Origin of the sequence: uncultured Nostoc sp. (genome assembly GCF_937863485.1) — a bacterium.
GTDB lineage: Bacteria > Cyanobacteriota > Cyanobacteriia > Cyanobacteriales > Nostocaceae > Nostoc.
This window is the reverse complement of record NZ_CALMFY010000043.1, coordinates 54,940-79,020: the sequence shown is the minus strand read 5'-3', so window position 1 is coordinate 79,020 and position 24,081 is coordinate 54,940. Positions and strand designations below refer to the sequence as shown.

General features: G+C 42.3%; 20 protein-coding genes. 10 read left to right on the top strand and 10 right to left on the bottom strand.

The features are described 5' to 3' along the window. Positions 1-2: 2 nt before the first annotated feature. From Q0541_RS05985 to Q0541_RS05975, 3 genes are all read right to left on the bottom strand, one after another. Entirely contained in the window at positions 3-584 is a 582-nt protein-coding gene (locus Q0541_RS05985; protein WP_298906980.1) for a hypothetical protein, read from the bottom strand. Positions 585-923: 339 nt separating this feature from the next. Beyond that, positions 924-2,273 carry a cytochrome P450 gene (locus tag Q0541_RS05980; protein ID WP_298906977.1) on the bottom strand — a complete coding sequence of 450 codons (1,350 nt, stop codon included), beginning with the start codon at positions 2,271-2,273 and terminating at the stop codon, positions 924-926. Positions 2,274-2,382: 109 nt separating this feature from the next. Continuing rightward, the gene (locus Q0541_RS05975; protein ID WP_298906974.1) at positions 2,383-4,275 is read right to left on the bottom strand and encodes a lipoxygenase family protein; all 1,893 of its coding nucleotides are present in this window, start codon (positions 4,273-4,275) and stop codon (positions 2,383-2,385) included. 546 nt (positions 4,276-4,821) lie between these two features. Between Q0541_RS05975 and Q0541_RS05970 the strand changes: the two genes are divergently transcribed. Both Q0541_RS05970 and Q0541_RS05965 read left to right on the top strand, forming a co-directional pair. Then, the gene (locus tag Q0541_RS05970) at positions 4,822-5,088 is read left to right on the top strand and encodes a hypothetical protein (RefSeq protein WP_298906971.1); all 267 of its coding nucleotides are present in this window, start codon (positions 4,822-4,824) and stop codon (positions 5,086-5,088) included. 148 nt (positions 5,089-5,236) lie between these two features. After that, positions 5,237-5,875, top strand: coding sequence for a histidine phosphatase family protein (locus Q0541_RS05965; RefSeq protein ID WP_298906968.1), 639 nt, complete (start codon positions 5,237-5,239; stop codon positions 5,873-5,875). Positions 5,876-6,394: 519 nt separating this feature from the next. On the opposite strand, the gene Q0541_RS05960 is transcribed toward Q0541_RS05965, so the two are convergent. Continuing rightward, on the bottom strand, positions 6,395-11,194 hold the full coding sequence (locus tag Q0541_RS05960) for a PAS domain S-box protein (RefSeq protein WP_298906965.1): 4,800 nt from the start codon (positions 11,192-11,194) through the stop codon (positions 6,395-6,397). A 614-nt stretch (positions 11,195-11,808) separates the two neighbouring features. Between Q0541_RS05960 and Q0541_RS05955 the strand changes: the two genes are divergently transcribed. The 3 genes from Q0541_RS05955 to Q0541_RS05945 all read left to right on the top strand — a co-directional run bounded on the left by Q0541_RS05955 (position 11,809) and on the right by Q0541_RS05945 (position 15,613). Beyond that, complete coding sequence (locus Q0541_RS05955) at positions 11,809-12,093, top strand: hypothetical protein (RefSeq protein ID WP_298906962.1); 285 nt, start codon at positions 11,809-11,811, stop codon at positions 12,091-12,093. Positions 12,094-12,317: 224 nt separating this feature from the next. Next, on the top strand, positions 12,318-14,525 hold the full coding sequence (locus Q0541_RS05950) for a CHASE2 domain-containing serine/threonine-protein kinase (protein ID WP_298906960.1): 2,208 nt from the start codon (positions 12,318-12,320) through the stop codon (positions 14,523-14,525). Between the two features lie 155 nt (positions 14,526-14,680). Next, complete coding sequence (locus Q0541_RS05945) at positions 14,681-15,613, top strand: alpha/beta fold hydrolase (RefSeq protein WP_298906959.1); 933 nt, start codon at positions 14,681-14,683, stop codon at positions 15,611-15,613. A gap of 70 nt (positions 15,614-15,683) precedes the next feature. Here Q0541_RS05945 and Q0541_RS05940 read toward each other — a convergent pair whose 3' ends face one another. Then, on the bottom strand, positions 15,684-16,052 hold the full coding sequence (locus tag Q0541_RS05940) for a BON domain-containing protein (RefSeq protein WP_298906954.1): 369 nt from the start codon (positions 16,050-16,052) through the stop codon (positions 15,684-15,686). Between the two features lie 344 nt (positions 16,053-16,396). Between Q0541_RS05940 and ilvN the strand changes: the two genes are divergently transcribed. Further along, complete coding sequence (ilvN, locus tag Q0541_RS05935) at positions 16,397-16,915, top strand: acetolactate synthase small subunit (RefSeq protein ID WP_298906950.1); 519 nt, start codon at positions 16,397-16,399, stop codon at positions 16,913-16,915. Positions 16,916-17,048: 133 nt separating this feature from the next. Here the strand turns inward: ilvN and Q0541_RS05930 are convergent, their stop codons facing one another. Beyond that, positions 17,049-17,567: an ester cyclase gene (locus Q0541_RS05930; RefSeq protein WP_298906948.1), complete on the bottom strand. Its 519-nt coding sequence runs from the start codon at positions 17,565-17,567 to the stop codon at positions 17,049-17,051. Positions 17,568-18,047: 480 nt separating this feature from the next. After that, positions 18,048-19,055, bottom strand: a complete 1,008-nt coding sequence (locus Q0541_RS05925; protein WP_298906945.1) for a zinc-dependent alcohol dehydrogenase family protein — start codon at positions 19,053-19,055, stop codon at positions 18,048-18,050. 159 nt (positions 19,056-19,214) lie between these two features. Between Q0541_RS05925 and Q0541_RS05920 the strand changes: the two genes are divergently transcribed. The 4 genes from Q0541_RS05920 (at position 19,215) to Q0541_RS05905 (ending at position 20,907) form a co-directional block, all read left to right on the top strand. After that, on the top strand, positions 19,215-19,478 hold the full coding sequence (locus tag Q0541_RS05920; RefSeq protein ID WP_298906943.1) for a type II toxin-antitoxin system Phd/YefM family antitoxin: 264 nt from the start codon (positions 19,215-19,217) through the stop codon (positions 19,476-19,478). Continuing rightward, entirely contained in the window at positions 19,468-19,803 is a 336-nt protein-coding gene (locus Q0541_RS05915; protein ID WP_298906940.1) for a type II toxin-antitoxin system RelE/ParE family toxin, read from the top strand. The genes Q0541_RS05920 and Q0541_RS05915 overlap by 11 nt, the downstream gene beginning before the upstream one ends. A gap of 360 nt (positions 19,804-20,163) precedes the next feature. Next, positions 20,164-20,298: a hypothetical protein gene (locus Q0541_RS05910; RefSeq protein ID WP_298906937.1), complete on the top strand. Its 135-nt coding sequence runs from the start codon at positions 20,164-20,166 to the stop codon at positions 20,296-20,298. Positions 20,299-20,379: 81 nt separating this feature from the next. After that, on the top strand, positions 20,380-20,907 hold the full coding sequence (locus Q0541_RS05905; RefSeq protein WP_298906934.1) for a hypothetical protein: 528 nt from the start codon (positions 20,380-20,382) through the stop codon (positions 20,905-20,907). A 426-nt stretch (positions 20,908-21,333) separates the two neighbouring features. Here Q0541_RS05905 and Q0541_RS05900 read toward each other — a convergent pair whose 3' ends face one another. The 3 genes from Q0541_RS05900 to Q0541_RS05890 all read right to left on the bottom strand — a co-directional run bounded on the left by Q0541_RS05900 (position 21,334) and on the right by Q0541_RS05890 (position 23,582). Continuing rightward, complete coding sequence (locus Q0541_RS05900; protein WP_298906931.1) at positions 21,334-22,293, bottom strand: inorganic phosphate transporter; 960 nt, start codon at positions 22,291-22,293, stop codon at positions 21,334-21,336. A gap of 134 nt (positions 22,294-22,427) precedes the next feature. After that, a complete protein-coding gene (locus tag Q0541_RS05895) occupies positions 22,428-23,102 on the bottom strand; it encodes a response regulator transcription factor (RefSeq protein ID WP_298906929.1) in 675 nt (224 codons plus the stop codon). Between the two features lie 192 nt (positions 23,103-23,294). Next, positions 23,295-23,582: a Mo-dependent nitrogenase C-terminal domain-containing protein gene (locus Q0541_RS05890; protein WP_298906926.1), complete on the bottom strand. Its 288-nt coding sequence runs from the start codon at positions 23,580-23,582 to the stop codon at positions 23,295-23,297. Between the last annotated feature and the right edge of the window lie 499 nt (positions 23,583-24,081).

Here is a 24,081-nt window from a genome sequence, read left to right as displayed (position 1 = left end):
TTTTAATAATTATTATATGCATTGTCTTTTGAGTTTCTTGCAATCACTAAACACTCATTTGGAACCCTAGTAAGCATATTGTTAAAAGCTGGAGTATAACGACCACCTTCATCAACAACCTTGCGGAGAGTATACTCTCCAGCCCTAGAAAATCCGCCGAACCAAACGTTTTTTCTGTGCCAGATATCTCCATTGGGAGAATTTTTGTCTTGAGACATTGTAAAACTTACAATCGATGTTGAAATTTCTATTCCTAGCAAAAAAGGGATGATTTGAGCTTGCTGCAAAGTTTCATCTGTAAACTGAATTTTGTAAGTTACTTTAAACCATTGAATTAAATGTAGTAATATCCAGCCACCAATCGAGTTATGAAAAGTCCACTGCAACGGTGCAAAGACTGGTAAATCCAAGCTTCTTTTCTGTGTATCCCATTCTAAATTGTACATAGTGATGCAAGTATCTGGCAGTGGATTACCATCCAGAAAAAATACACCCTTAAGGACAGATGGTAAGTTTGTTTGTTTGATTGGAATCATCCAGGTTGCAATATTATTCAGTTGCTTTTTCTCGATTAATTCAGCCATACTAATTTGTAATTCCTACTTCGTAAGTAATACATACAAAAAATAAAAATGATTACAGGCTTATAAGAGAATGTCTAAAAATTTGGCGATACACCAAACAGATAAATATTACCTAATACAGTTCAGTTAAGCCTAAAACTCAACTTCTGCGTAGGTTGGGTTAAGGAACGAAACCCAACACTTGCGTGACTTTGTTGGGTTTCACTTCGTTCTACCCAACCTACAATTTTCTTAAGTGAACCGTATTGGAATATTACTGTGACATACTCCTACACTGTACTCAAAGAGTCAGTGTAGGCTTCCAAGACAATTCTCTAACTCCAAACCTGACATCTTCACTCATAGCCGTGGAGCAAAACCTTGTAGCACTAAACTATTAGGAGTAACGGCAGTCACTTTTTCAAAATCCCACTTGACTTCTGTAATTGAGTCCCATTGATAGTTCTTGAACAGATGTAAACAGAAAATCTTGATAAAGCCAATTGATAAGGTTCTACCAGGACAGGCTCGCTCATGCCCTTCGCCGTTCCAAGATAAGATATCTGAAAAATTCCGTGTTAGGTCAAAATCATCTGGATTTTGGTATCTATTGGCATCCCGATTAGCCGTCAAAATAGAGCCAAGCAAGCGAGTACCTTTTTGGAATGGACATTTTTGTTCTCCAATCTCAACCTCACCTGCTTCAGTGGTGAGTTGGCTAACAAATCGCACAGGTGGATAGAGACGAGCTGTTTCCAAAATCACTTGATTGAGGAGTGTTGACTGTTCTAAAGCGTCTGGGTCTAAACTTTCCTTGGCATTCCAAACAGCATTGACTTCTGACAATACATCATTTCTGAGGGCATTATCCAGGCATAGAACACCAATAACAGATCCCAAAAGCCCACTTGTGCCGGCAGTACCAGCAATATGAATCATATCAAAAAGGCTATTAGCGATTTGGTGTTCGTTCAACTGATACTGAGCGCCTGTTTCAAAGTAAGATGCCCATTTGGCAGATTGTTTATATCGCTTGGTTAAATGCTTACGATGCCGAATATTTGGTGCTGTTAATATTGCCAGCAGATACTTGCTAATAAAATTTGGCAAGGATGCCAGAGCTAAACCTTTAATGTAACTACTCGATGCTGTGATTTCTTCCTCAGATAAAGATATCTGAAAAACCAGTTGGTGCAAAATCGACAGCATAATCTTTGGCAAATCGTTGCCGATGTGTAATTTGCTCTGTCTAGCAGCCTCTAACAGGCTTTGCTCAACTAGATACCCTAAAAAGTCTATCTGTTGAGACGGTTCTGGTAAGGCTTGTAAGAACACAGCACGCAGTCCTGTGTGTTCGTTACCGTTGGTTCCTAAGCTCAGAGGATTATCCAGCAGGTAGCTAGGAGCTAATATTCTGATGATACCTAAATCATTTCCCCGCAGCTGTGGTTGGGTTTGCATTAGTTCCTTCACCTGGGAGTGAGAGGAATGCATAATTGCTTGATCCACGGCAAAATACTTGTCTCCAATATTGTCCTTTCGGATGTAGAGAAAGTCTCGCCATGCGTTGAGCATGATTGAGGCATCCATGTAATAAAAAACTAAGCGCACAAACTTGCCGATCGCAGTGTCATAACCTACTTTGGCTAGTATAGGTGCAAGCCAAAGCTGGCGATCATGACCTTGTAGGACTTTATCTTTAAGTGTCATAACATTTACTTTGGAGTTTTAGTGGTCATTGTTCATAGAACATTGGGCATTAGTTATTTCCTTTTTTTCCTTGTCTCCCTTCCCTGGTTCCTAGTTCCCAGTCCCTAATTCAGATATTGATGCTTTGAGGAATTTTAGAAGGAAGCAGATACTCATAAATTGGACGATGCAAATTACGTTGCTTAATCGTACCTTCTACCTGCTGAAGATTACTCTGGAATGCCTGTAACAATGGTTTTACTTTCTGGTCTGTAAAGTATCCTTGCTGATACTGGCCCAGCTTGTTATAGTATACCGATCCCAATAAGCTGAGTAAATTGTATTGCCGTTGCGCCTGATCTAAAGGGGGGAGCAAATTCAGGTAGTCTTGCTCAGTAACTTCTCTTTTGAGAGTTGAGGCTGGTAAATAACCTGCCATTGGGATGGCTGCGGCGTAGCCCATGAAATCTTTTTGCGGAAAGTTAACCGCAGCATGTTGAGCGCTGGCGGTGAAAATAATCAGCGTCATGGCATCATTCAGGTAATTTCGCGTTTTGATGCCCCCATTCTCGCCAAAATCGGGGATACGACCACCATCATAAGCTGATATTTCAGCTGCCCATGCTTGCAGGGCTGTATCTTTCTGAATATCTTCATCAGTGAGGTAATATAAATTCAGATAGTCCCAAACCCATTGATGAATGGCATCCCAAACTAATAGTGCATCATCCCGATAAGGATAAACAGGCAATAGGTTGGGATCATCCACACCGCGCTGTTGGAATTGCTTGGGCAAAATGGCACTATTGAACCCATAGCTTTGCAACCCTAGCACTGTTAAAACGCGGGAGTTATCGATTGATGCTGAGAGTAATCTATCGACACCACCGCCAGGAGCAATTAGAATCCGTTGAGCAGCATCGTTAATTGCTAAGGTACTGTCAAAATGCGGGCGCAGCAGAATTCTTAGAGGATGGGTAAGTGGCAGTTGTCGATAGGTTGCGATTGCAAAAACACCAACTAACAGGTGAGTTCTTGCTAGGTGAGTAATCGGTTCGTGGAAGTTGGCATCTGCTATTTGGACAACTGTTTTGGCAAAAAGCCAAGCGTATTTACCAGAATTAGGGGTAATGATTGGATAATCTGATCCTGGGGTTTGACCGCATTGAATCGCTATCGGACGCAATAGACGAGTGGGGTCTGAGCCTTTGGGTAAAGCAAACAGTGCTATGGGAGCATAGACATATTTTTGCTCATGTGGGAATGTACCGTTGATCGCACCGGATAAAATTTTATAGTCAGCTAAGTAGAGCCTTCCTTCTTCTCCTGCGGCTGCTAATGAATCGTCAGTTCCCATCACTGCTTGGTAATGTTCGTCTGTGACTGGGAAGCGATCGCCTGGACTGGTTACTCGCTCGATCATCACGGGATTGTAGCCAGCTACTCGCATGTAGGCAAATACTTCATCTTCCTGGTAAGTTTTGGCGATCGCTGGTACACCAATCATCACAAACAAGTTTTCGTAGTCCTTGAGACTGGTTGCATGTCCTGTGGGTTGTCCTTCATATAAAAGGGTAATTACCTGATTTAGAGTATCTCTGAGGATCACAAGTCCGTTTTCTTTAAGAATAGAAAAGAAAAGATCGTCGAGTTCTCTAACATCCTGAGATATCTGTTTAAGCAAAAGCTGGGGGATAATTTGTAGGATTCTCACCAGAATGCTGATTTGGGCTGGTATTGCTCCCTTGATTAAGGCTTCTAAAATAAACCTTTCGACATCATCACGAATCGATTCAGAACCCTGATTTCCTCTGTTGACAATCAAGGTATTCACAAAAAGAACTCGTAACTGCTGGGCTAATAAAAAATACCAATTAGTGGTGAAGTCTTCCGTAAAAGAAACCCGATCCACCATAGCAATAGATGGAATATAGGTATAGTTATATTCATACTCTTGCCTAGTGATGTCTAGACTATGAGTACTTGGGGAAGTTATCGAATTATCTGATGATGAAGCAGTCATTGCCCCTATTCACGTGTAGTGGTTTAGATAACTTTAACAGTTGAGGATGTACAAGTTTGAGTTAGTTAAATGTATTATCGCAATCAAATTGAAATTTTGGATTTTTCTCAAAGAAATTTTATATAATTTCTCGCTCACTCCTAACTCATTCATAATCAACAGAATCCTCAGATTCATTGGTAACCAGGGATTTCTAGCTTTCATTAAAGGAATTTCAACTAAAAAAATATTCAAAATAATAGTGGCACATTACAGCGTTGAGCCTTAGCCAGACTAAAATAGCGCGAGGCTTTTATGATTTCTTTGAATCTGATTTTTACGGCATTGACATGATTTAATGCCAGTCAATTGTTTAATCTGACTATTTAACAAGTTACTGGCAATAGTTAAATTTAATAAATATTATAAACTATAAGATTTATTTTATGCATTTTCAACTAATTTTCTCATGATTTGAAGAATACTTAACACAGTCGGTTACTGTTACTAATTTTAGCAATGCCTTTTGAATGTGCCACTTTTTTATAGTACATAAATACTATAAAAATGCGTAGGCGTAGCCCGCCGCAGGCATCGCGCTGTGCCAGTTGTGTAAGTCCTGGTTCAGATAGAGGCGGCATTTCTTCACCAACAAATGCCAACCACATTGGTTATCTTCAAGTAGCCTTAGTAAAGCATCGGAATGAACTGAAGTTGGGGAATCTTGCATCTGGGGATAAAATTGCTCAGAAAGCTCTCAATCGGTTCAGTTTAGCTGTTTGGCGAATTCGCCAACGGTATCCGTATCCCGGCTCAATAGCTAGCATTAGCTGAAACCGCTACTTTTGTCAACGAAATCAAAAGTTTGTGGTTGATTGACTTTTTTGGTTGATTACTTTGTCCTGGTGTCACAGACTCGATTGAGAGATTGATGGTATTTTATTTTTGCACAAACTCTTTTATCCCAATCGCAATACAAGCTATGACACTCAATTTATATTTACTGCGACATGGAGAAACTACTTTTAGTCAAAGTGGTAATTTCTGCGGTAAAACTGATGCGGAGTTGACCTTTGAAGGGATGCAGATGGCAGAGAGTTTTGCCGATGCTTATCAAAAATTGAAGTGGGAGGCTGTTTATGTTAGCCCGATGAAGCGCACAATTGCAACTGCCAAGCCATTTTGTGATGCTATCGGTATGGATATGCAGTTGCGTGACGGACTTAGAGAAGGTAGTTACGGCGAATGGGAAACTAAGAGTAAATCGTTTACCCAAGAGAATTACGCAGAAAATTATGTAAAATGGTTGACAGAACCCGCTTGGAATGCACCCATTGGTGGAGAAACTGCGGTAGATATTGCTAACCGTTCTATGACTGTAATTGCTGAAATTCAAGAAAAACATTCCCAAGGTAATGTTTTAGTAGTTTCCCATAAAGCCACGATTCGGATTATGCTTTGCAGTTTACTGGGAATTGATTTGGGACGCTATCGCTATCGGGTGAATATTTTGGTCGCGTCGGTAAGTATGGTTAAATTTGACGTTCACGGTCCTTTGTTAGAAATATTGGGCGATCGCCATCATATACCCGATCATATTCGCTTTCGTCCGGGAACATAATAGTCCCTACTAGCACCGCAAGGCGGAAGTCAAAAATCAAAAGGAGCCAGTGCGTTGGGCGGCTCTGCCGACTTGAAGCAACTGGCGTTCAAAAGTCAAAAGTATTATGGAATAAGCTTTTTAAGGATTTTAAATAGTTGCTCTATTTACGCCGTGTTGTACTAGTAGTTTGTCAAAAAACTATTGACATGATATCTGCGTTCGCGGCAACAAAATCTAACTTTCCAGCTTCCTGTGTCAAGCACCAAATCCTTTAAACAAAAACCGAAGACCAACACAAAAGGATTTGATTCACCGGACTTAGGCAAGAAATCTAAGGGCAAGAAAAAGTAATTAATCTGAAGTTACCCCATCTTAGCTTCTGGTTGAGCCAAGATAGCTGCAATTTCGTCCCCTGACAATCTGTAGGGGATCTTGGCCTTGCGTCCCTACGTTCGCGGAGCGTCCCGCAGGGATGGGATATTTTTTTAACTGGAGTTTCTGAGCCTTTACTTTTTGCAGATGAAGGTAGAGGCAGGTTTATTCAGCTATTAAGTTAGCGATCGCTTCTACTAACTTGGCTGGCTCTATTGGTTTGGCAAGATGCTTGTCAAATCCGGCTTCTAGTACCTGCTTGGCGTTAATTTCTCCAGCATAGGCAGTAAGTGCGATCGCCCGAATTTGCCCTCCCTGCTCTGGTGGCAGTGTTCTTAACTGTCGCATAAACATACATCCATCGACTTCTGGCATCCCAATGTCGCTTAAAAGTATATCTGGCAAGGATTGGGTTAAAGCGGCTAAGGCTTCATCTGCTGATGTTACTGCTGTCACATTTGCTCCATACTGCTCTAGCAAGAAGGTAATAAATTCTCGCGTATCTACATCGTCATCCACTACTAAAATTTTCACCCCATTCAAATTTGCGGATGGCTCTGAGTCGCTACTGTCCTGTTTAATCTCTGATTGATTTTGGATCAGCGGTAGTCTTACAGTAAAAGTTGCCCCCTGATCTTCCCCCCTGCTTTCTACCTGGACTGTGCCGCCATGCAGTTCGACTAAGTGACGGACGATTGCTAACCCTAACCCCAGTCCACCAAATTTTCTGGTGGTGCTACTGTTCTCTTGGCGAAAATATTCAAACACGTAAGGTAGGAAATCAGGATCGATGCCTTTCCCTGTGTCGCTGACTGTGATTTGAACATAAAATATAGGGTTTAGCATAGGACTATTTTCTGTTTCCTGTGCCCTGTGCCCTATACCCTTTACGCTTTCCAATCGGATATCCACCCGTCCTTCCACAGGTGTAAACTTAATTGCGTTTGAGAGTAGGTTCCAAACGATTTGCTGCAATCGGTTGGAGTCACCTAAAACTTGTCTCAAATTTGGTTCTAGGCTGATATGCATTTGAATTGACTTAGCTTCTGCCGATAGCCGCACTGTCTCCATTGCTGCCGAAATCACAGATGTCAGGTCAACTGGGTAGATATTTAAGCTAAGTTTACCTTGTAAAATCCGGGAAATATCTAACAAGTCTTCAATCAGTTGAGCCTGTAACTTAGCATTTCGCTCAATAGTCTTCAGCGCTTGAGGAATTGTCTTTTCATCAAGTTTTTTGGTTTGGAGTAGCTTTGACCATCCTAAAATTGGGTTGAGTGGCGATCGCAACTCATGAGAAAGGACTGCCAGAAACTCGTCTTTTATCCGATTGGCGTTTTCTGCTGCTTCTCGTGCGGTTTGCTCTGCCTCGTATAGACGGGCACGTTCCATCGCTTGAGCGCACTGCTGTGCTAGTGCCAGGATAAAGGTATGGTCATCCTGGTTAAACTCCTGAATTTCGGCAAAAGCTAGAGATATTCCACCTATGGCTCGTCCCTCGATGATCAATGGAATCGAAATCCAAGCTCCGTAGTTGTACCGAGCATACTCCTGAGCCAGATGTGAGTAACGAGCAACTCTTGTTGTTGTTGGCTCTTGCCAGATCGGCTTTTTGGTTCGGACTGCTTCTGCCAGTGGCGCGGATGCATTAATAGAGAATCGACGCCATGAATCTAGCGTTTCCTCTTGATAACCTACTGCCCGGACAATTTCTAGTTCAGTGCCGCTTTTAGTCAGTAATGCTACTAAAGCAGAACTAGCTGCCAAAGCTGCCATGCCTTGCTCTACCATTACCTCAGCGACCTGTGTGGGAGTTAGAGATTCAGAAAGTGCAGCGGTAATAGCTTGCAGACGGGCAGTGCGAGATGCTGCCCGTAAAGCCGCCTGCTGAGATTGCTGTGCTTCTTTGTAGAGTCGGGCATTATCAACAGCGATCGCCGCCCGACAAGCTAACTCCTCAGCTAACATCAGGCTTTTGGTGTCATAGCGACGACCTGAAGAAGATACCAAAGTCATAGCTCCCAGCACTCGTCCCCGAACTATCAGTGGTACACTCATACCAGATGTCGGATTTAGTTCTTGCAATATTTTTCGGTGAGCAGCGTTGTGGGTTGGCACTTGTATCTGTTCGTCACGAAAATGAGTAATTTGTGACTTGCCTGTGCGTATTACCTCAGCAACACCTTTTGTTTGTGTCAAATCAGGCGGATAATTTTCTAAATCTTCTACCAATTCTTGTTTGCCTCGATTGGCATGAACTGCTGCTACCCGGCGGACTGATTGATTCTCACAAATAATATCAACTAAGCACCAATCAGCTATTTCAGGCACTGCTAAACGCGCCAAACTGGCTAAGGTTGTCTCGTAGTCCAATGATGCAGCCAAAATCCCACTAGCCTCAGCTATAAAACGCTGCTGTTCCTCCACCTGCTTGCGCTCAGTAATATCTCGTGAAGAGGTCTGCATCTCTAAAATTTCTTTAGTTTTGCGATCGCGAATAGCTCGAAGAGTTGTTTCCAACCAGATATAGTGTCCGTCTTTGTGACGACCCTGGTGAGTAATAGTACAAATATCTGGTAAATTGGCATTAACTGGGTAATTCTTAGTAATCTCTGCCAGATCATCAGGGTGAACTAACTGATAGCTGAGGCGACCTACTAATTCCTCTGGTTGATACCCCAGTACTGTGTAGCAAGCTGGTGAAATGTACAGAAGAGTTCCATTTACTGTATGGCGTGAAATAATATCAGTTGAATTCTCAGCCAGCAGCCGAAAACATGCCTCACTCTCGCCCAGTTTTGCCTCTGAGAGTTTGCGTACACTAATATTACGGAAATAAATTGATAACCCTGTGGGTGAAGGATAGGCGCGAACCGCAAACCATGCATCCAAGGGTGGGTAATAATCTTCAAGCTCAAGCGGCATTCCTAGAGTAACTGCCCTTTGATAAAGCTGACCAAAGCTACTAGCGGCAAGTTCTGGGAACTCTGACCACAAATTTTTTCCGAGCAGATCCTCGCCGGAACGCCCCAGATTTCTGCTTGCTTCATGATTGAGGTAGGTGAAGCGCCACTCACTGTCAAAGGCCAGAAAGCCGTCAGTGATCCTCTCCAAAATTTGGGTAACTTGCTCTTTGGCGTTCTCAGCCTCAACACGAGCCGCTTGCTCCCGCTCAAATAGCTGTTCACACTCTGCTTCGGCAAGCTTGTGATCGGTGACTTCTTGACAGATTGCGCCCACCCAAGTAATTTCATCGGGTAGTTTAATCGGATAATAATTTCCCAACCAATACCGCTGCTTTCCAGGTGCGGCGGGTGTCTCCCCACTAGTCTCTTGGACAATAGATTCTCCCGTCTCGATCACATAGCGGAAAGCTTCGATCACCGCAGGATCTATCCCAGGTAGCAGTTGGGCGATGGTCTTACCGATATGCACCTCTTGGGGAAAACCATTAATCTCAGCTAAAGCGTCATTCAATCGAACGTATCTCAATTTCTCATCCCATAGACCAATACCTATAGGTGCGTTATTGAAGAGGGTATCAAGCAGAACGTTAGCTTTAATCAAGCGAGTCTGCTCTGTTTTCAGTAGCACCAATAGTCGCTCACGGTCTGCCTCAGCCTGCTTGCGTTCGGTAATATCCAAGCACATTCCTACCCATTCGCGAATTTCGCCTGTTTCGTCGAGTATAGGCACACCGCGTATATTCATGTAACGGTATTCACCGTCATGTCGCAGAACACGATACTCGGCAACTGCAACACTACGTGTAGGAAATGCCTGTTTCCAAATTGCCACCATCGAGGAACGATCTTCTGGGTGCAGCGCTTCAACCCAACCCCATCCTTTGTATTCTTCGGGACTTTGCCCTGTGAACGCCTCCCAGGTAGGAATATCATCAACAACGTTGCCCCAAGGTGCCGCCCTCCAGACTATCGATGCGCTTGCTTCTGCCAGGGAACGGTAGCGTGCTTCACTATCGCGCAGCGCAGCTTGCTGTTGACTCAAATCTTGCCGCAAATCTGTAACCTCTTCAGCTTTCAGGTGATCAATTAAATCTTTAACAATGGTAAAGTCTTCCTCGCCAATCAACACACCTGGGGTTTCAAAAATCTGACGATATTTTTCCTCGCTTTCTTGTAGTAACAACTCGGTTTGCTTCTGCTCGATGAACTGACCAATTTGAGTGGCGATCGCACTCATCATCTGGAGTAAATTGGTGTCAGGCTCTGAAATTTGGTCGCTGAAAAATTCGATCACACCTAAGATTTTATTACCCAGCCGAATCGGAAATCCGATAGCAGCAGCAAAAAAATTCTCGTCTTGGGCTTCTGAAATCCAAACAGGTTGACCACTTGCCCAAACTTGAGCGGGTAAACCTTCATTAAAAGCAATTGTTTGCTGGTTGAATGGTTCTTTCTCCAAGTCAGATGAATACCAACTACTCATGCGGTGCAGAACATTAGCTTCATCGTCTCCACTCCAAATTATCCCAGCTTGCCATCCTAAACTTTCACACAAGGATTGGAGAATAGCTGGAATCGCATTCACAAGCGTGGTAGCTTCAGCAAGGATGTGAGCGATCGCATACTGTACAGTTAGAAGCTGTTGGCTACGTTTGCGCTCAGTAATATCTGTAATTAAGATTGATACGCCAGTTTCTGAGGGATAGACGCGGTTTTCCAACCAGCGATCCCATTTTGGATAGAAATACTCAAAATTTACTGGAACTTGTTCGGCAACAGCGCGGTGCAGTTCAGTGTAGAGTAGGCTATTAACTTTGTCAGGAAACTCCCAAATACTTTTGCCTAAGAAGTCTTCTTGATTCATCCCAGCTAGTTCAGCTAGCTTGTCATTAACGTAGGTGTAGCGCCATTCACGATCCAATCTGATAAAAGCATCGCTGATCCTAGCTAAGACCTGTTTAACGTCTTGGGTGATAGTTGCTGGAACATCAGCAGTCACAGTCTCTGCTCCTCATTTTTGAAAGTATTTGGCTAAAAGCGCCTCACCTGGTTCTTCCATCTGGTATAGTAAGTAGCTTTTCAATTTCTTTCATAGCCAGTGGGGAAGGTCGTGTCCGTCCGTTTTCCCATCAATTTGTAGTGGGGGAAACCCCTAAAATCGTTGCCAGTTTTACCTGTGAAACTTTGAGACACTGCCGAGTCTTTCAAACAACTGTGCAATCCTTAACTGTTCGATTGCAGGCATAAGCTAAATATATTTTTATTTTTCTACCAGATACTGGAATATAGCATCTGCGATCACTCTGACTGCATCTATCTACAGTTATAGAGGTTGTAATACCAATTCTATATGAAGATGCGCCAAACTACATGAGGAACGAACCGCAAAGGACGCATAGACACGAAGTGGCTTCCCGCAGGGTAGGACACAAAGAAAGAAATAAGAAGCCAAGAAAATTTGGCGCAGCCTTACAAAGAAATGGTATAAGTAGGGGCGCAAGGCCAAGATCCCCTACAAATGTACAAATAATTTTGGATAATTTATTTTTGTCAGTCCCTTATGCAAGCTATTTAAGCTAGTAATAGAGTTGTTTCAATCCAGAGAATGAAAATATGAAGGTTTGGCTTGCCTGCTTTTTGGTGCTGTTTGCCTTGGCAGAACTGTTTGACTGGTTGCAAGAATTTAATCTGCCATTACCTATCTATATTTTGGGTGGCGCTTTTTTAGCTGTTGCTTCTAACTATGATAAAATATTTGGATCCTATTTCGATGATTCAAGCATCGGAGCATCACTCGAACAACCCCAGTTAGATTCAATAACCTCATCTACTAATCCTGTTTCTTTCCCAATTGCCAGTCCTGTTGAAGATGCTCAAACATCTCTTACAGATGATTAGCCGCATAGCGCGATGCCAAATAGCCCGCCCTTAGACATCGCTTGTCTGATTCTGTGGGTGAGGCTGCACGTAGCTAAGAGTAGGAATACACCAAGGTTTCTAAGTAGCAAGGAAATTGCTACATTAATAAAAGAAGCTCAGATTAATTAGCTTTTAACCTAGAGTCAGAAAATTAACTTCTGCGCCTGCAACATCTACCCAATTCAGGCTACCGTCGCAACGCCGTGATTAGTGGACTATTAGAAAAACTTCGTGTCCCCTTTGTCAAAGTTCAGGATTCCCGTAAAACTTCCAAGAACAAAAGTTGGTTGCAAATTATTTTGGTTACCAGTGTAGGAGTTACCGCCTTTATATGGGGAGTTCGGGAACTGAAATGGTTGCAGTCTTGGGAGTTAATAGTTTATGACCAAATGTTGCGATCGCGTCTGAGAGAAGCACCTGATCGGCGGATTTTGCTGGTAAAAATCACTGACGAGGATCTCAAAATAGACAAACGGACTCTATCAGATGGTACCATAAATCAGCTGTTAGATAAAATTGAGTCTTATCAACCGCGAATTGTTGGTTTATATCTTTTCCAACCAGAAGACAACAATTTAGCAGCTAAGGAGCAAAATCAAGATAATATCATCAGCACCTGTTTGTTCAGCAGCTTGGGTAGAGATGAAATACCACCGCCACCCAATTTTCCTATAGATAATGTTGGGTTTAGTGATGTAGTTGCTGACAATGAAAACGACCAAATTGTCCGCCGCAGTTTGTTATTTGCTAACTCTACAGACAAGAAATGTACAACATCATTTGCATTTGGGGCGCAAATAGCAATTAATTATCTGGAAAAACAAGGCATTGAATACCAATTTACAAATAAAGGAGAATTTCAATTAGGTAAAACCCTCTTCCCGCGTTTACAATCTAATTCTGGTAGCTACCAACATCTGGATGCAAATGGCTATCAAATATTATTAAATTACCATCACCCCAACAGCTTCGCCAACCAAGTAACCCTCACACAAATTCTCAGTGGCCAAGTCAACCCCAATTTAGTCAAAGACCGTCTTGTAATTATTGGCATCACAGCAGCTAATCTTTCTTCAGGTAGCTTTTATACACCTTACAGCGCTTTGCCAGATCAACCAGCTAGAATGCCTGCTCTGTTTATTCATGCACAAATAGCAAGTCAACTCATTGATACAGTATTGGATGGGCGACCTCTAATTTGGTATTGGCCAGATTGGGCGGAACTTATTTGGGTGTGGGGCTGGTCACTCTTAGGTGGAATTATCGCATGGCGGTGGCAAAATCCGTTGCTGTTGCTAATGGTGGACGGGACAACTCTACTGAGCTTAATAGTAATCTGCATTGCTTTGTTTTTTCAAGCTGGATGGGTGCCATTAATACCTTCTGCTCTTGCCTTAGTAATTAGTAGTATCTGTGTGATTGCTTATACTAGCTACCAAAATCAGCGGCAAACTCAGGTGATTATTCTGCAAGTTGAAAAACAACAAGAAGCGATCGCCCAATTAAATGTACTCTTAGAAGATAAAACAGCATTTCCCGACTCCTATCTTGACTTTCCTCCCCCAATTGATTCACCAAAAATAAAATCTGGTGATTTACTTTTGAGTGGACGCTACAAAATCTCTCAAGTTCTTGGTACAGGTGGATTTGGTCGCACTTATTTAGCACAGGATACTCAACGACCGGGTAATCCTACTTGTGTAGTGAAAAAGTTAATGCCAGCCCGTCAAGATACACGATTTTTGCAAATTGCTCGCAGGTTGTTTAATAGTGAAGCTGAAATATTAGAATCTTTGGGTAAACATGATCAGATTCCCGAACTACTTGCTTATTTTGAAGATGACCACGAATTCTATTTAATTCAAGAATATATCGAGGGACATACCCTAAGTGAAGAATTACCACCTGTGCAGAATGTGCAGAACGAATCATTTGTGATGGAGATGCTCAAACAAGTTTTAGAAGTTCTAGAATTTATTCACCAGCATCGAGTGATTCATCGTGATCTCAAACCGACTAATATTATTAGATGCGCTCAAGATAATCGGCTGGTGTTGATTGACTTTGGTGCTGTAAAATTGATGCAACCGCCAAATAGTGAGCAAACCGAATTAGCGACAGTAGCCATCGGGACGCGGGGTTATGCACCTCCAGAACAATTTGCCGGTCATCCCCGCTTATGTAGTGACATTTACGCTTTAGGAATGATTGGCATTCAAGCGATAACTGGGATACCACCGCAAGAACTCCACCCAGATTTAGAAACAGGGAATGTGATGTGGCGGCAAACAGCGCCAGTCAGCGAAGAATTAGCGGCAATTTTAGATAAGATGGTTTGTTATCATTTTAGCGATCGCTATCAATCAGCCGCCGCAGTTTTACAAGATTTAAAACGTTTTTCAATTAATTGAACTGAGGATTTGGGAGATATTTGCTGACGCGATTTTGAAAGCTGGGTGAAAAACTGGAATCAACAATATACAAATTTTCCTAAAAGCAAAGATAAACAAGGTGAAAAAGCAAAGTTTTATAATGGGATTTTCACACTGATGAATTAGAGGAGACTGTGACCACTACACTACACTGGCAAGAGCGGGTTGGTAATCAAAGGGATTGGGTTTGGCGGGGCTGGCAAACTCGCTATACTTACATTCGCCCTGCCCAAAATACCCACAAGACAACACCTCTGATTCTGTTACATGGCTTTGGCGCTTCCATTGGTCATTGGCGACATAATTTAGAGGTGTTGGGTGAGCATCACACAGTTTATGCCATTGATATGCTAGGTTTTGGCGCTTCTGAAAAAGCAGCAGCTAATTACAGCATCGAACTCTGGGTAGAGCAGGTTTACGATTTTTGGAAAACATTTATCCGTCAACCAGCGATTTTGGTGGGCAATTCCAACGGTTCACTAATTTCCATGGCCGCCGCTGCCACCCACCCCGATATGGTGTTGGGTATGGTGATGATGAGTTTACCCGACCCTTCACTAGAGCAAGAAGCAATCCCGCCTATGCTGCAACCAGTGGTCAGAGCAATTAAAAATATTGTCGCTTCGCCGTTGATTCTAAAACCTGTGTTTAACTTCGTGCGCCGTCCAGGGGTGCTGCGTCGCTGGGCAGGTCTTGCCTACGCTAAACCAGAGGCGATTACCGATGAACTCATAGAAATTTTAGCAGGGCCTCCCCAAGACATAGGTTCAGCGAGGGCTTTTAGTGCTTTATTCAAAGCTGCGATTGGAATTAACTTTAGTCCCAGTGTCAAGACAGTGTTACCAACCTTAACAATTCCGATGCTGTTAATTTGGGGAGAAAAGGATCGGTTTGTTCCCCCAGCCCTGGCTAGCCAATTCGCGCAGTACAACGAAAAACTGGAAGTGCTAAATTTACCAGACGTAGGTCATTGTCCCCATGATGAATGTCCAGAACAAGTTAACCAAGCTATTTTAGATTGGATTGAGAGATGGGTTGGCGATCGCCAACAGTTGCTTACTCCCTAAATATTATGCAATGGGAGCGATCGCGCCAGCCAGTACCTTTGCCACTATTGAATTTTGAATTGCTTAACACCTAGCCAATCGTGGCTTGGTTAGTGTCAACATCTGTAGCGCCATTCACAGAATTAGCTACAGAAATCATCTTGTTGAGAATTTCTTGACTGGGAACTTTACCTTTCAATACTACAGTGCTACCCGTTTGAGCAACCCAAAGGGTATCAACATCATCAAGTTGGGGGTCTTGATCAAATGCCAACGCTACTCGCTTTGCCAAGCCACTTTGGTCGTATTCGCCGCTTAATCCTAAACGTTCTGGGGGGATTGATTGCGTATCAGTAGAAGCAACACTACTACTAGGATCTGCGGCTATTGACTGCGGAGTAGGATTTACTTCGGCATTTTGAGGCTTTTCCATTCCAAATAATCTTTGTAACCAACCCATAAAAACTTTTCTCCTATTAGAGGCTTATCAAACCTGAGTATAAAAGCTTTACAAAAATACCGCATCTACCAATCAAAAGAGATGCATTCAATGAAATTCCTCCTTGCAGAATGATTTCTGCCCAATTTATCTCTAGAGAATGCAATCAGTGCAGCTATTGAGTTTACAATAAAAGGTCACACTAACAATTAGTGCAGTAGTACCTCACCGTAGAAATAAACATACATTTTACAAAATGTCAAGAGTTTAGAACTCAAGTAATTTTGAATTTTGAATGAGTGAATTCTGCCAAACGGTACTAGTGTTACGTTACTCAAATCCTGTTCTAGCCTCTGTTGGCGAAGATGAAACATACTCTTTCAGTTCTCGTTGAAGATGAGGCGGGTGTTCTTTCCCGCATTTCTAGTTTATTCGCCCGTCGCGGCTTTAATATTGAAAGCCTTGCTGTTGGCCCTGCTGAACAAGGAGGAGTCTCGCGAATTACGATGGTTATACCTGGTGACGATCGCATTATCGAGCAACTCACCAAGCAACTATACAAGTTAGTCAATGTGCTTAAGGTACAGGATATTACCGAAACTCCTTGCGTAGAGCGGGAATTGATGCTCTTAAAGGTGAATGCAAGTAGCAGCAATCGCTCAGAAGTGATTGAACTGTCTCAGATTTTCCGGGCGCGAGTCGTGGATGTGGCGGAAGATTCTCTCACCTTAGAAGTTGTGGGAGATCCAGGTAAAATGGTAGCGATCGTGCAGGTGTTGCAAAAATTTGGTTTGAGAGAAATCGCCCGCACTGGCAAAATTGCTCTGACTCGTGAGTCGGGTGTGAATACCGAGTTACTCAAGTCTTTGGAAGCAAAAGTTTAGTTGGAAACTTAAATAAAGGCTTTGTAAATAATCAACTTGTAGGGGCGTACATCTGTGCGCCCTGAACCTCTGTTGCATCCAACGTTGCTGCTACTCTAGGTCAAATGGCTGATGGTGTTTTATTTATCGAGAGTTATTTTAGCTTTTGTGCCTTTATTGCAGGCTTCTTAAACGGCTTAGATAAAAAGCTTTTAAAAATATGCGGCAAAAGTGCGGGGCCTGGTAGAAAGATAATACCCAACTGTTGCATTAATCCTAGTGCGTCGCCTTGGCCCCAATGTTCAATGATTTTGCCATCGTTAACGCGATCAATGTGCATGATTGATAGCTTGATTTGCTTACCTGTTGGAGGAAGACCTTGAAAGTTAGCAAAATGTGTAGCTGTGAACGTTCCACAGGTGACTACTTTATCGCCTTCAACAATTACTTCGTCAAATCTATGTTGACCATTAGTAAAAGCTAAGTAAAATGCCATGCCAAACTGTTTGAAACCATCGCTATTGAGTGGTTCAGATCCGCCAGCCAGATGAGCGACAAAATTGGGAGTCAGAAGTGCTAATGCTTGCTCAATATTCCGATTGTCAAAAGCTTTATAAAACAGAATCTTGAAACTGGTGAAAATCTGCCCGGATAATCGTCGTAAAATTCCCATTTTGCTAATCGAGCAGCATCGACAGCAGCACAGTATAAAGCTAGTTTTTCGGTTTCAGCTTGTTGCTGCGCCAACATAGCCTGATAAGCTTGCTGGATAAAATTAGAGAAAGAGTAGGTTAATTTATGCAAGCTGATGCATTAACAAGGCGGCCGCTGCATTAACAATGCAAGCCATTACATTAACAAAGCGGCCGCTGCATTAACAATGCAAGCCATTACATTAACAAGGCGGCCGACGCATTAATAATGTAAGCCATTACATTAACAAGGCGGCCGACGCATTAATAATGTAAGCCAATGCATTAACAAGGCGGCCGATGCATTAACTTAACTTTGTAGTGCGATCGCAACTCCTCAGAGGGAAAAAGAGAAGAATTAATATAAACGCAAAGGAGCGCAGAGAAACCCCTCTGTGTACCTCTGCGTTTAACCTCTGCGTGCCTATGCGTTTAAAAAATAATTTATCCAAGTTGCTCGATCATTCGTCGCTAATCAGTAGAACAATTTTACCCGTCACAGAACCGCTTTCAAGTAATTGGTGGACTTTAGCCGCTTCTTTCAAAGGAAACTTGTGACTAACGTGGATTTTTAACTTGCCTTCATCGATCCAGGTGGCACATTGTTCGAGAATTTCTGCATGATGCTGGAGACTCTCTTCCAATCCTAGCAACGCTGGTGCCAACATGAATTCTAAACCAATGCGGAGGTTGCGAGTTCTAGCAGTTTTCCAAACAGTATTGGCATCTGGTTCGAGAATTGTCACAATATCGCCATACACTCGCACTGCGGGGAAAGTTTTGTGAAAGGTTTCACCGCCTACGGTATCAAAAGCCAAGTCTACGCCTTTACCGCCAGTCCAATCTAATACCGCTTGCACAAAGTCTGTTTGTTTATAAAAGATTACATGATCAGCACCGAGTTCTTTGACGAAATTAGCCTTTTCCTCAGAACTGACTGTGGTGGAAACACTAACACCTTTGAGTTTCGCCAATTGAATTGCTACATGACCGACACCACCAGCACCCGCATGAATCAAAACCCGTTCTCCAGGTTCCAATCGTCCCCGTTCGTATAAAGCCTCCCAAGCGGTGATTAACACCAAAGGCGCTGCTGCTGCTTCGGCAAAGGAGATAGACGCGGGTTTACGTGCCACAAACCGCTCATCCACAACGGTATATTCAGCATAATTGCCTTGGTGTGCGCCCAAGCCGCCATAGCAAAAATATACCTCATCGCCTGGGCGAAAACGCTGAACACTAGCACCCACTGCTTCGACTACACCTGCACCATCACATCCTAAAATTGTCGGCAAGCGATCGGGGTAGAAAGTGCCTCGGCTACGAAGTTTAGTGTCAATAGGGTTAATGCCAGCTGCCACCAAACGCACTAAAAGTTCAGTATTACCTACAGGAACAGCAGGGTTTGGCACTTCCTGTACTTGCAGAACTTCCGGACTGCCAGCTGCTGTCATCAAGACTGCTTTCACAACTCTTTCCTCCTGGCTTTAAATGCACGTTCAGTTGCAACTTTAGCGCAAGAGGGTGGATACAGAGTTATGTTTGAGGGAAAACTGCGTAGGCGTAGCCCGTCGTAGACATCACGCTAACGCTATAATAAACGTACATTTAAATGTACACTTATCTAGATGCCAAAATACTTAAGCATAACTGAAGCTCGACGACAATTGTTAGATTTGCCAGATGAGTTGAAAGATGAACCAGTGATCATCACTAAGCATGGTAAGCCCGTAATGGCAGCACTTAGTTTTGAGCAATTTGAATCTCTGTTGGAAACCCTAGCAATTTTATCTGATCGGGAGTTTGTCCATCAGCTACGGGAGAGTATAGGCCAGGGAGAACGGGGAGAAACCATTAACTGGAAGGAAGTAAAAGCCCAACTTGGACTCTGAGACACCGCAACCCGCCAATATAGAATATGAAATTGAACTGACACCGTTAGCTTTAGAAATGTTGACTAGTGTTAAAGATCAGCGTCATCAGAAATCTTTGAGCGACAGAATCGACAAACTCAAGACAGATCCAGAAAAGCAGGGAAAACCTCTCGTTGACAAGCTTAAGGGATATCGCAGTGTCAGGGCTGTGGGTCAACGCTACAGAATTATTTATAAAGTAGAGCTAGAGAAAGTCGTGGTTTTAGTGGTTGGGGTAGGACTACGGAAAGAGGGTGACAAAGGGGACATTTATACACTCTTGCAGAGATTGTTGGAAGAATGAGTAATGTATGACAATAAGCTTCTTTGCATATAAGCACTTGTAGAAAAGTGGTTTCGGATTTGAATTGCGTCCCTTGCTTGTCTAGCAGAGAAGGGCGCGAAGTAAAAAAGCAGGGGCGATGCCTGCGGCGGTAAACTACGCGCTTTTGATTAGCAAATTATACAAGGGGCGATTACTTTTGGTAATGTTATTTGTATCCCCAAGTTTAGTAATTTGGGGAATTCTGCATACTTACTCGTCGGTGAACTGATGCAATGTAACAAATATTATTTAGGTTTAAGTATTATATGTTACTTTGTTAATATATCTTATGTTCACCAAAGGAGTCTAAGTAAAATTGTTTAAGAGTAAGAGGAATTTATGACTAAACTCTCCATAGAGCAAATGCTTTACTTGCTTTACACAGTTGCCTACTCAAATGAGGGTACGGTAACTCAAGGTACTGTCAAAGAGCATTTGTCTAAAGAACTCAAAAAAAATGCTGATGATATATAGAACACTCTATACCAGCAAAATTTACTAGAATCTCCGAAGAGAAGGCGGATTTCAGTCACAGAAGAGGGCAGGAAAGCGCTTGTGCTTGCAGGTCATGCATTTGATAGCTGTGTGGAATTATTACACAATGGCAGTCCTATAGCTAGAGCCTTTGGCGAAGCAAAAAACTATGAGCTTTTAAGCGGACACTTGCAGACGTTTGAAGAATGGTTACAGGATGTTAAATTCAAGCCATCATCTTCTGATGATCATCCACCTGATCTAGCTTTTATGATTGCTCCTTCATGCCCATCTTTGTTGCACCGAAAGCTAGAGCTTAAAAATATTCAATTTATTAAATCTGGAAAAGTACCTCCAACACTGATACCAGATTCAACATCACGACTACTACTGCCAACTGCTATCAACATCAATAAGGCTGATAAAACATTACTAATTACAGCTTTTAAGGGTACACGTGTAAATAAAACTACTATTGAGAAGCTCATAACTCTTAGACAGCGCAAAAGCTATATTAATTTAGAAGGTTTGGCATCTGATCTAAAATTTACCGATGCAGTTAGAAAAAAACTTCAGGAAAAATTGAATAAAAAGGAGATTTGCTTTTGAATGGAGCGATAATTCTTTAGAAAGGGTGGAAAACTGCGATCGCATCTTTTCACCTTAACAACGTGAAGTCTGACGACAAACGACTCCGTGTCTACGCCCCAACGTCAATTCTGAAAAAAGAAAAAACCGTGAAACACTATGTTTCACGGTTTTCAGTGTGGTGTGAGGAGCTTAACTAAATATCATCATAAAGTAACTGCCCAACAACAACGCACTCGTAACAATTTCGGTAACAGACTTTTTTGTTGATAAAACTCTCAAGCGTAAAGTGTGATGAGCTTACCCTGCTACTAACCCAAAGGATATTGACTTTATCCTCACTCAAGAAGCCAGCGATGAATTTAAAGACTAACAGTAATTACTTTTTTTGTTAAAGGAGAACTGAGTTTTTTTTAAAGGCTTAACAAATAAATATATTAAAATTCTCTAGCCTTGCAATAATCTGTAGGTTATTGCACTAATAATTGCAGCAGTAGGTAAAGTTAAAATCCACGATAATAATATCTGATAAAAAACACGCATATTGGGCTTTTTACCAATTAATCCTACTCCAAAAATAGAACCAACTGAAACGTGAGTTGTAGAAACTGTAAGCCCAAACTGACTAGCTGCAATAACTAAAACTCCAGTTACTATATTTGCTGATAAGCCTTGAGGATGATTCATTGAGGTAATCTTTTCACTCATGGTTACTGCAACTTTTTGGGAGTTGAGTAAACCGCCAAGTGCCATTGCGATCGCTATCGTGATCATTCCTCCCTGAATCGAAAAATACTCAATAATTAGAATGAGTGAGAAAATCTTGGGAGTATCATTTAATCCTCTAGCAAAGCTGACAACTCCAGCACTGATAAAATGGCAAGTATCAACCATTTTCTGGTTAACTGGTAGGTTCCATTTAGAATTGATATAGCCAGATAAGCTATAAATTCCTGCTCCCAACGGAATAGCAATGATTGGACTGAGTAATAGAGGCAAAATAAAGGAAGTTCCCAAAGCTGCAAAATTAACTTTGAGTCCGATCGCAACTAATCCAGCGCCAACAAGGGCACCTGTTAAACTGTGAGTTGTAGAAACGGGAAACCCCATGAGGGTAGCTATGAGCACAGTTAAACCAGCAGCGATCGCTACTGCTATATGAAACTCTGGGGCGTTAGCGATCGCATCAGGCACTAGTCCTTTTCCAGAGAAGTTTTTAATTAGTGTACTTGCCAACAAAGTCGCAGTTCCCGCACCAGCCAAAGTTGTAAAAGTTGCCCACAAAATTGCTGTTTGATAGCTGCTAGTTCGGCTACCAAATAGCGTTGCTACCCCTTTAAAGTTGTCATTTGCACCATTTGAATATGCTAAAAAGAGCGTAGCAATAAATAGACTAATTAACAACATTTTGGAGTTTATAAATTAACAGCAACCACCACTGCTATAGTGTCAGTGCGCCTGATAAACACAGGATAAAGGGAATAAGGAAGAATTATTGAAGAAGTCTTTCGCTTGTCTTTTCCCAATCCCCAGTCCCAAATTCAATCACGCAATGTGTAGCCGACACCACTGACAGTTTGAATAAGGCACTTTTCATTATTGGACTCAAGTTTCAGACGCAGGTAGCGCATGTGAAGTTCGATGATGTTAGCATCGCCCATGAAGTCGTAACCCCAGGCTTCCTCTAAAATGCGATCGCAGGTAATTACCTGTCGCGGATGGGCCAGTAAATATTCTAGTAAATCAAATTCCTTAGCAGTTAACTCAATTAACCGCTGATCTCGGTACACTTGGCGCGTGCGACGATTTAAACTTAGGTCTTCAAATTCTAAAACATCTGCTTTATCTGCTTGGTGGCTTCTTCGCAGGTGAGCGCTAACTCTGGCTAATAATTCATCAACACCGAAGGGTTTAACGAGGTAATCATCAGCACCAGCGTCTAAACCTGCAATGCGATCGCTCACTTCATCTTTGACGGTTAATAAGATTATCGGCACTTTATTACCAATATTTCGTAAGCGGCGGCAAATTTCCAACCCTGACAAACCCGGCAACATCCAGTCTAAAATTACTAAATCTAGATGTAACTCACGCGCTGCGGTGAGTGCAGTTAATCCATCGTAGGCGACGCTAACTTGATAACCTTCATAACTTAGCTCCAATTCAACAAATCGTGCCAGTTTGACTTCATCTTCAACCAGTAAGATGTGCGTCATGATCATGTTAATGATTTCAGCAGGGTACGGTAAGCAATAATACGGTCTGGAAACACTTTAGTGAGGTGCCAGCTACTTAATAGCCAAACATCTAAATTAGGTCTACTTAGCTTAGTATAAATCTGAGTAAGTAACAACCGTATGTCTGCAATTCCCGATGGCTGCTTGATCAAAGAACGATCCAACTGGCTATTAGCAATAAGCTGTGACATCTTCACCGCATTCATCGGCAAGATAACAGAGCGCTTTAAAACGTAAACCAACCACTTCTTCGTATAGGGGATTTAATTTACACATCGGAGGAATGTGAAATAGCTTCCGACCAAACATTGTGATGTCTCGCTCAAAGGGACATTGAGCAGGAATAGCTTTGCACAGGAAATGAGCCAATTTGGAGTTATGAATTTTTATCGTTTCCAACCACTGGCGGACTGTGTGCAGTAGATCATTGTGTAACCGGACTTGAATAAAGCTTGTCATAATTGTTCACCTTGATAATTTCAAATTAGATTGAGTTTGTTGTATTTGAACCTCTATAAATACATACGGTTAGGTTCTATAGTTTTATGCAGTGATTGCCCATTTTTTGGTTCTTTACAGAGATAGAATGAGTCTCTAGGCACACTGTTAACTACACATTCAATTGCCAAAATTCCGGATGATTTATACCATGCCCAAAAATTTTTGCAACAAATGAATCGGCTGTAAAGACTTACATCTGTACATTGGTGTCAACTTAAGGGACTGACAAAAAATAAATTATCCAAAATTATTTGTACATTTGTAGGGGCGCAAGGCTTTGCGCCCCTATAATGGGATGTTTTTTTAACTGGAAGTCCCTAAGCGCAAACCCTTTTAAAACCTCGTTTCCAGCCAAAGGCTGGAAATGCTCTTCAATTGCGGCACAGCCGCAAGTCTTGAGGCGGCAGCCCCCCATTAGGCATTCCCACTCTTAACGAGACAATCTCTAAAAGCTTGT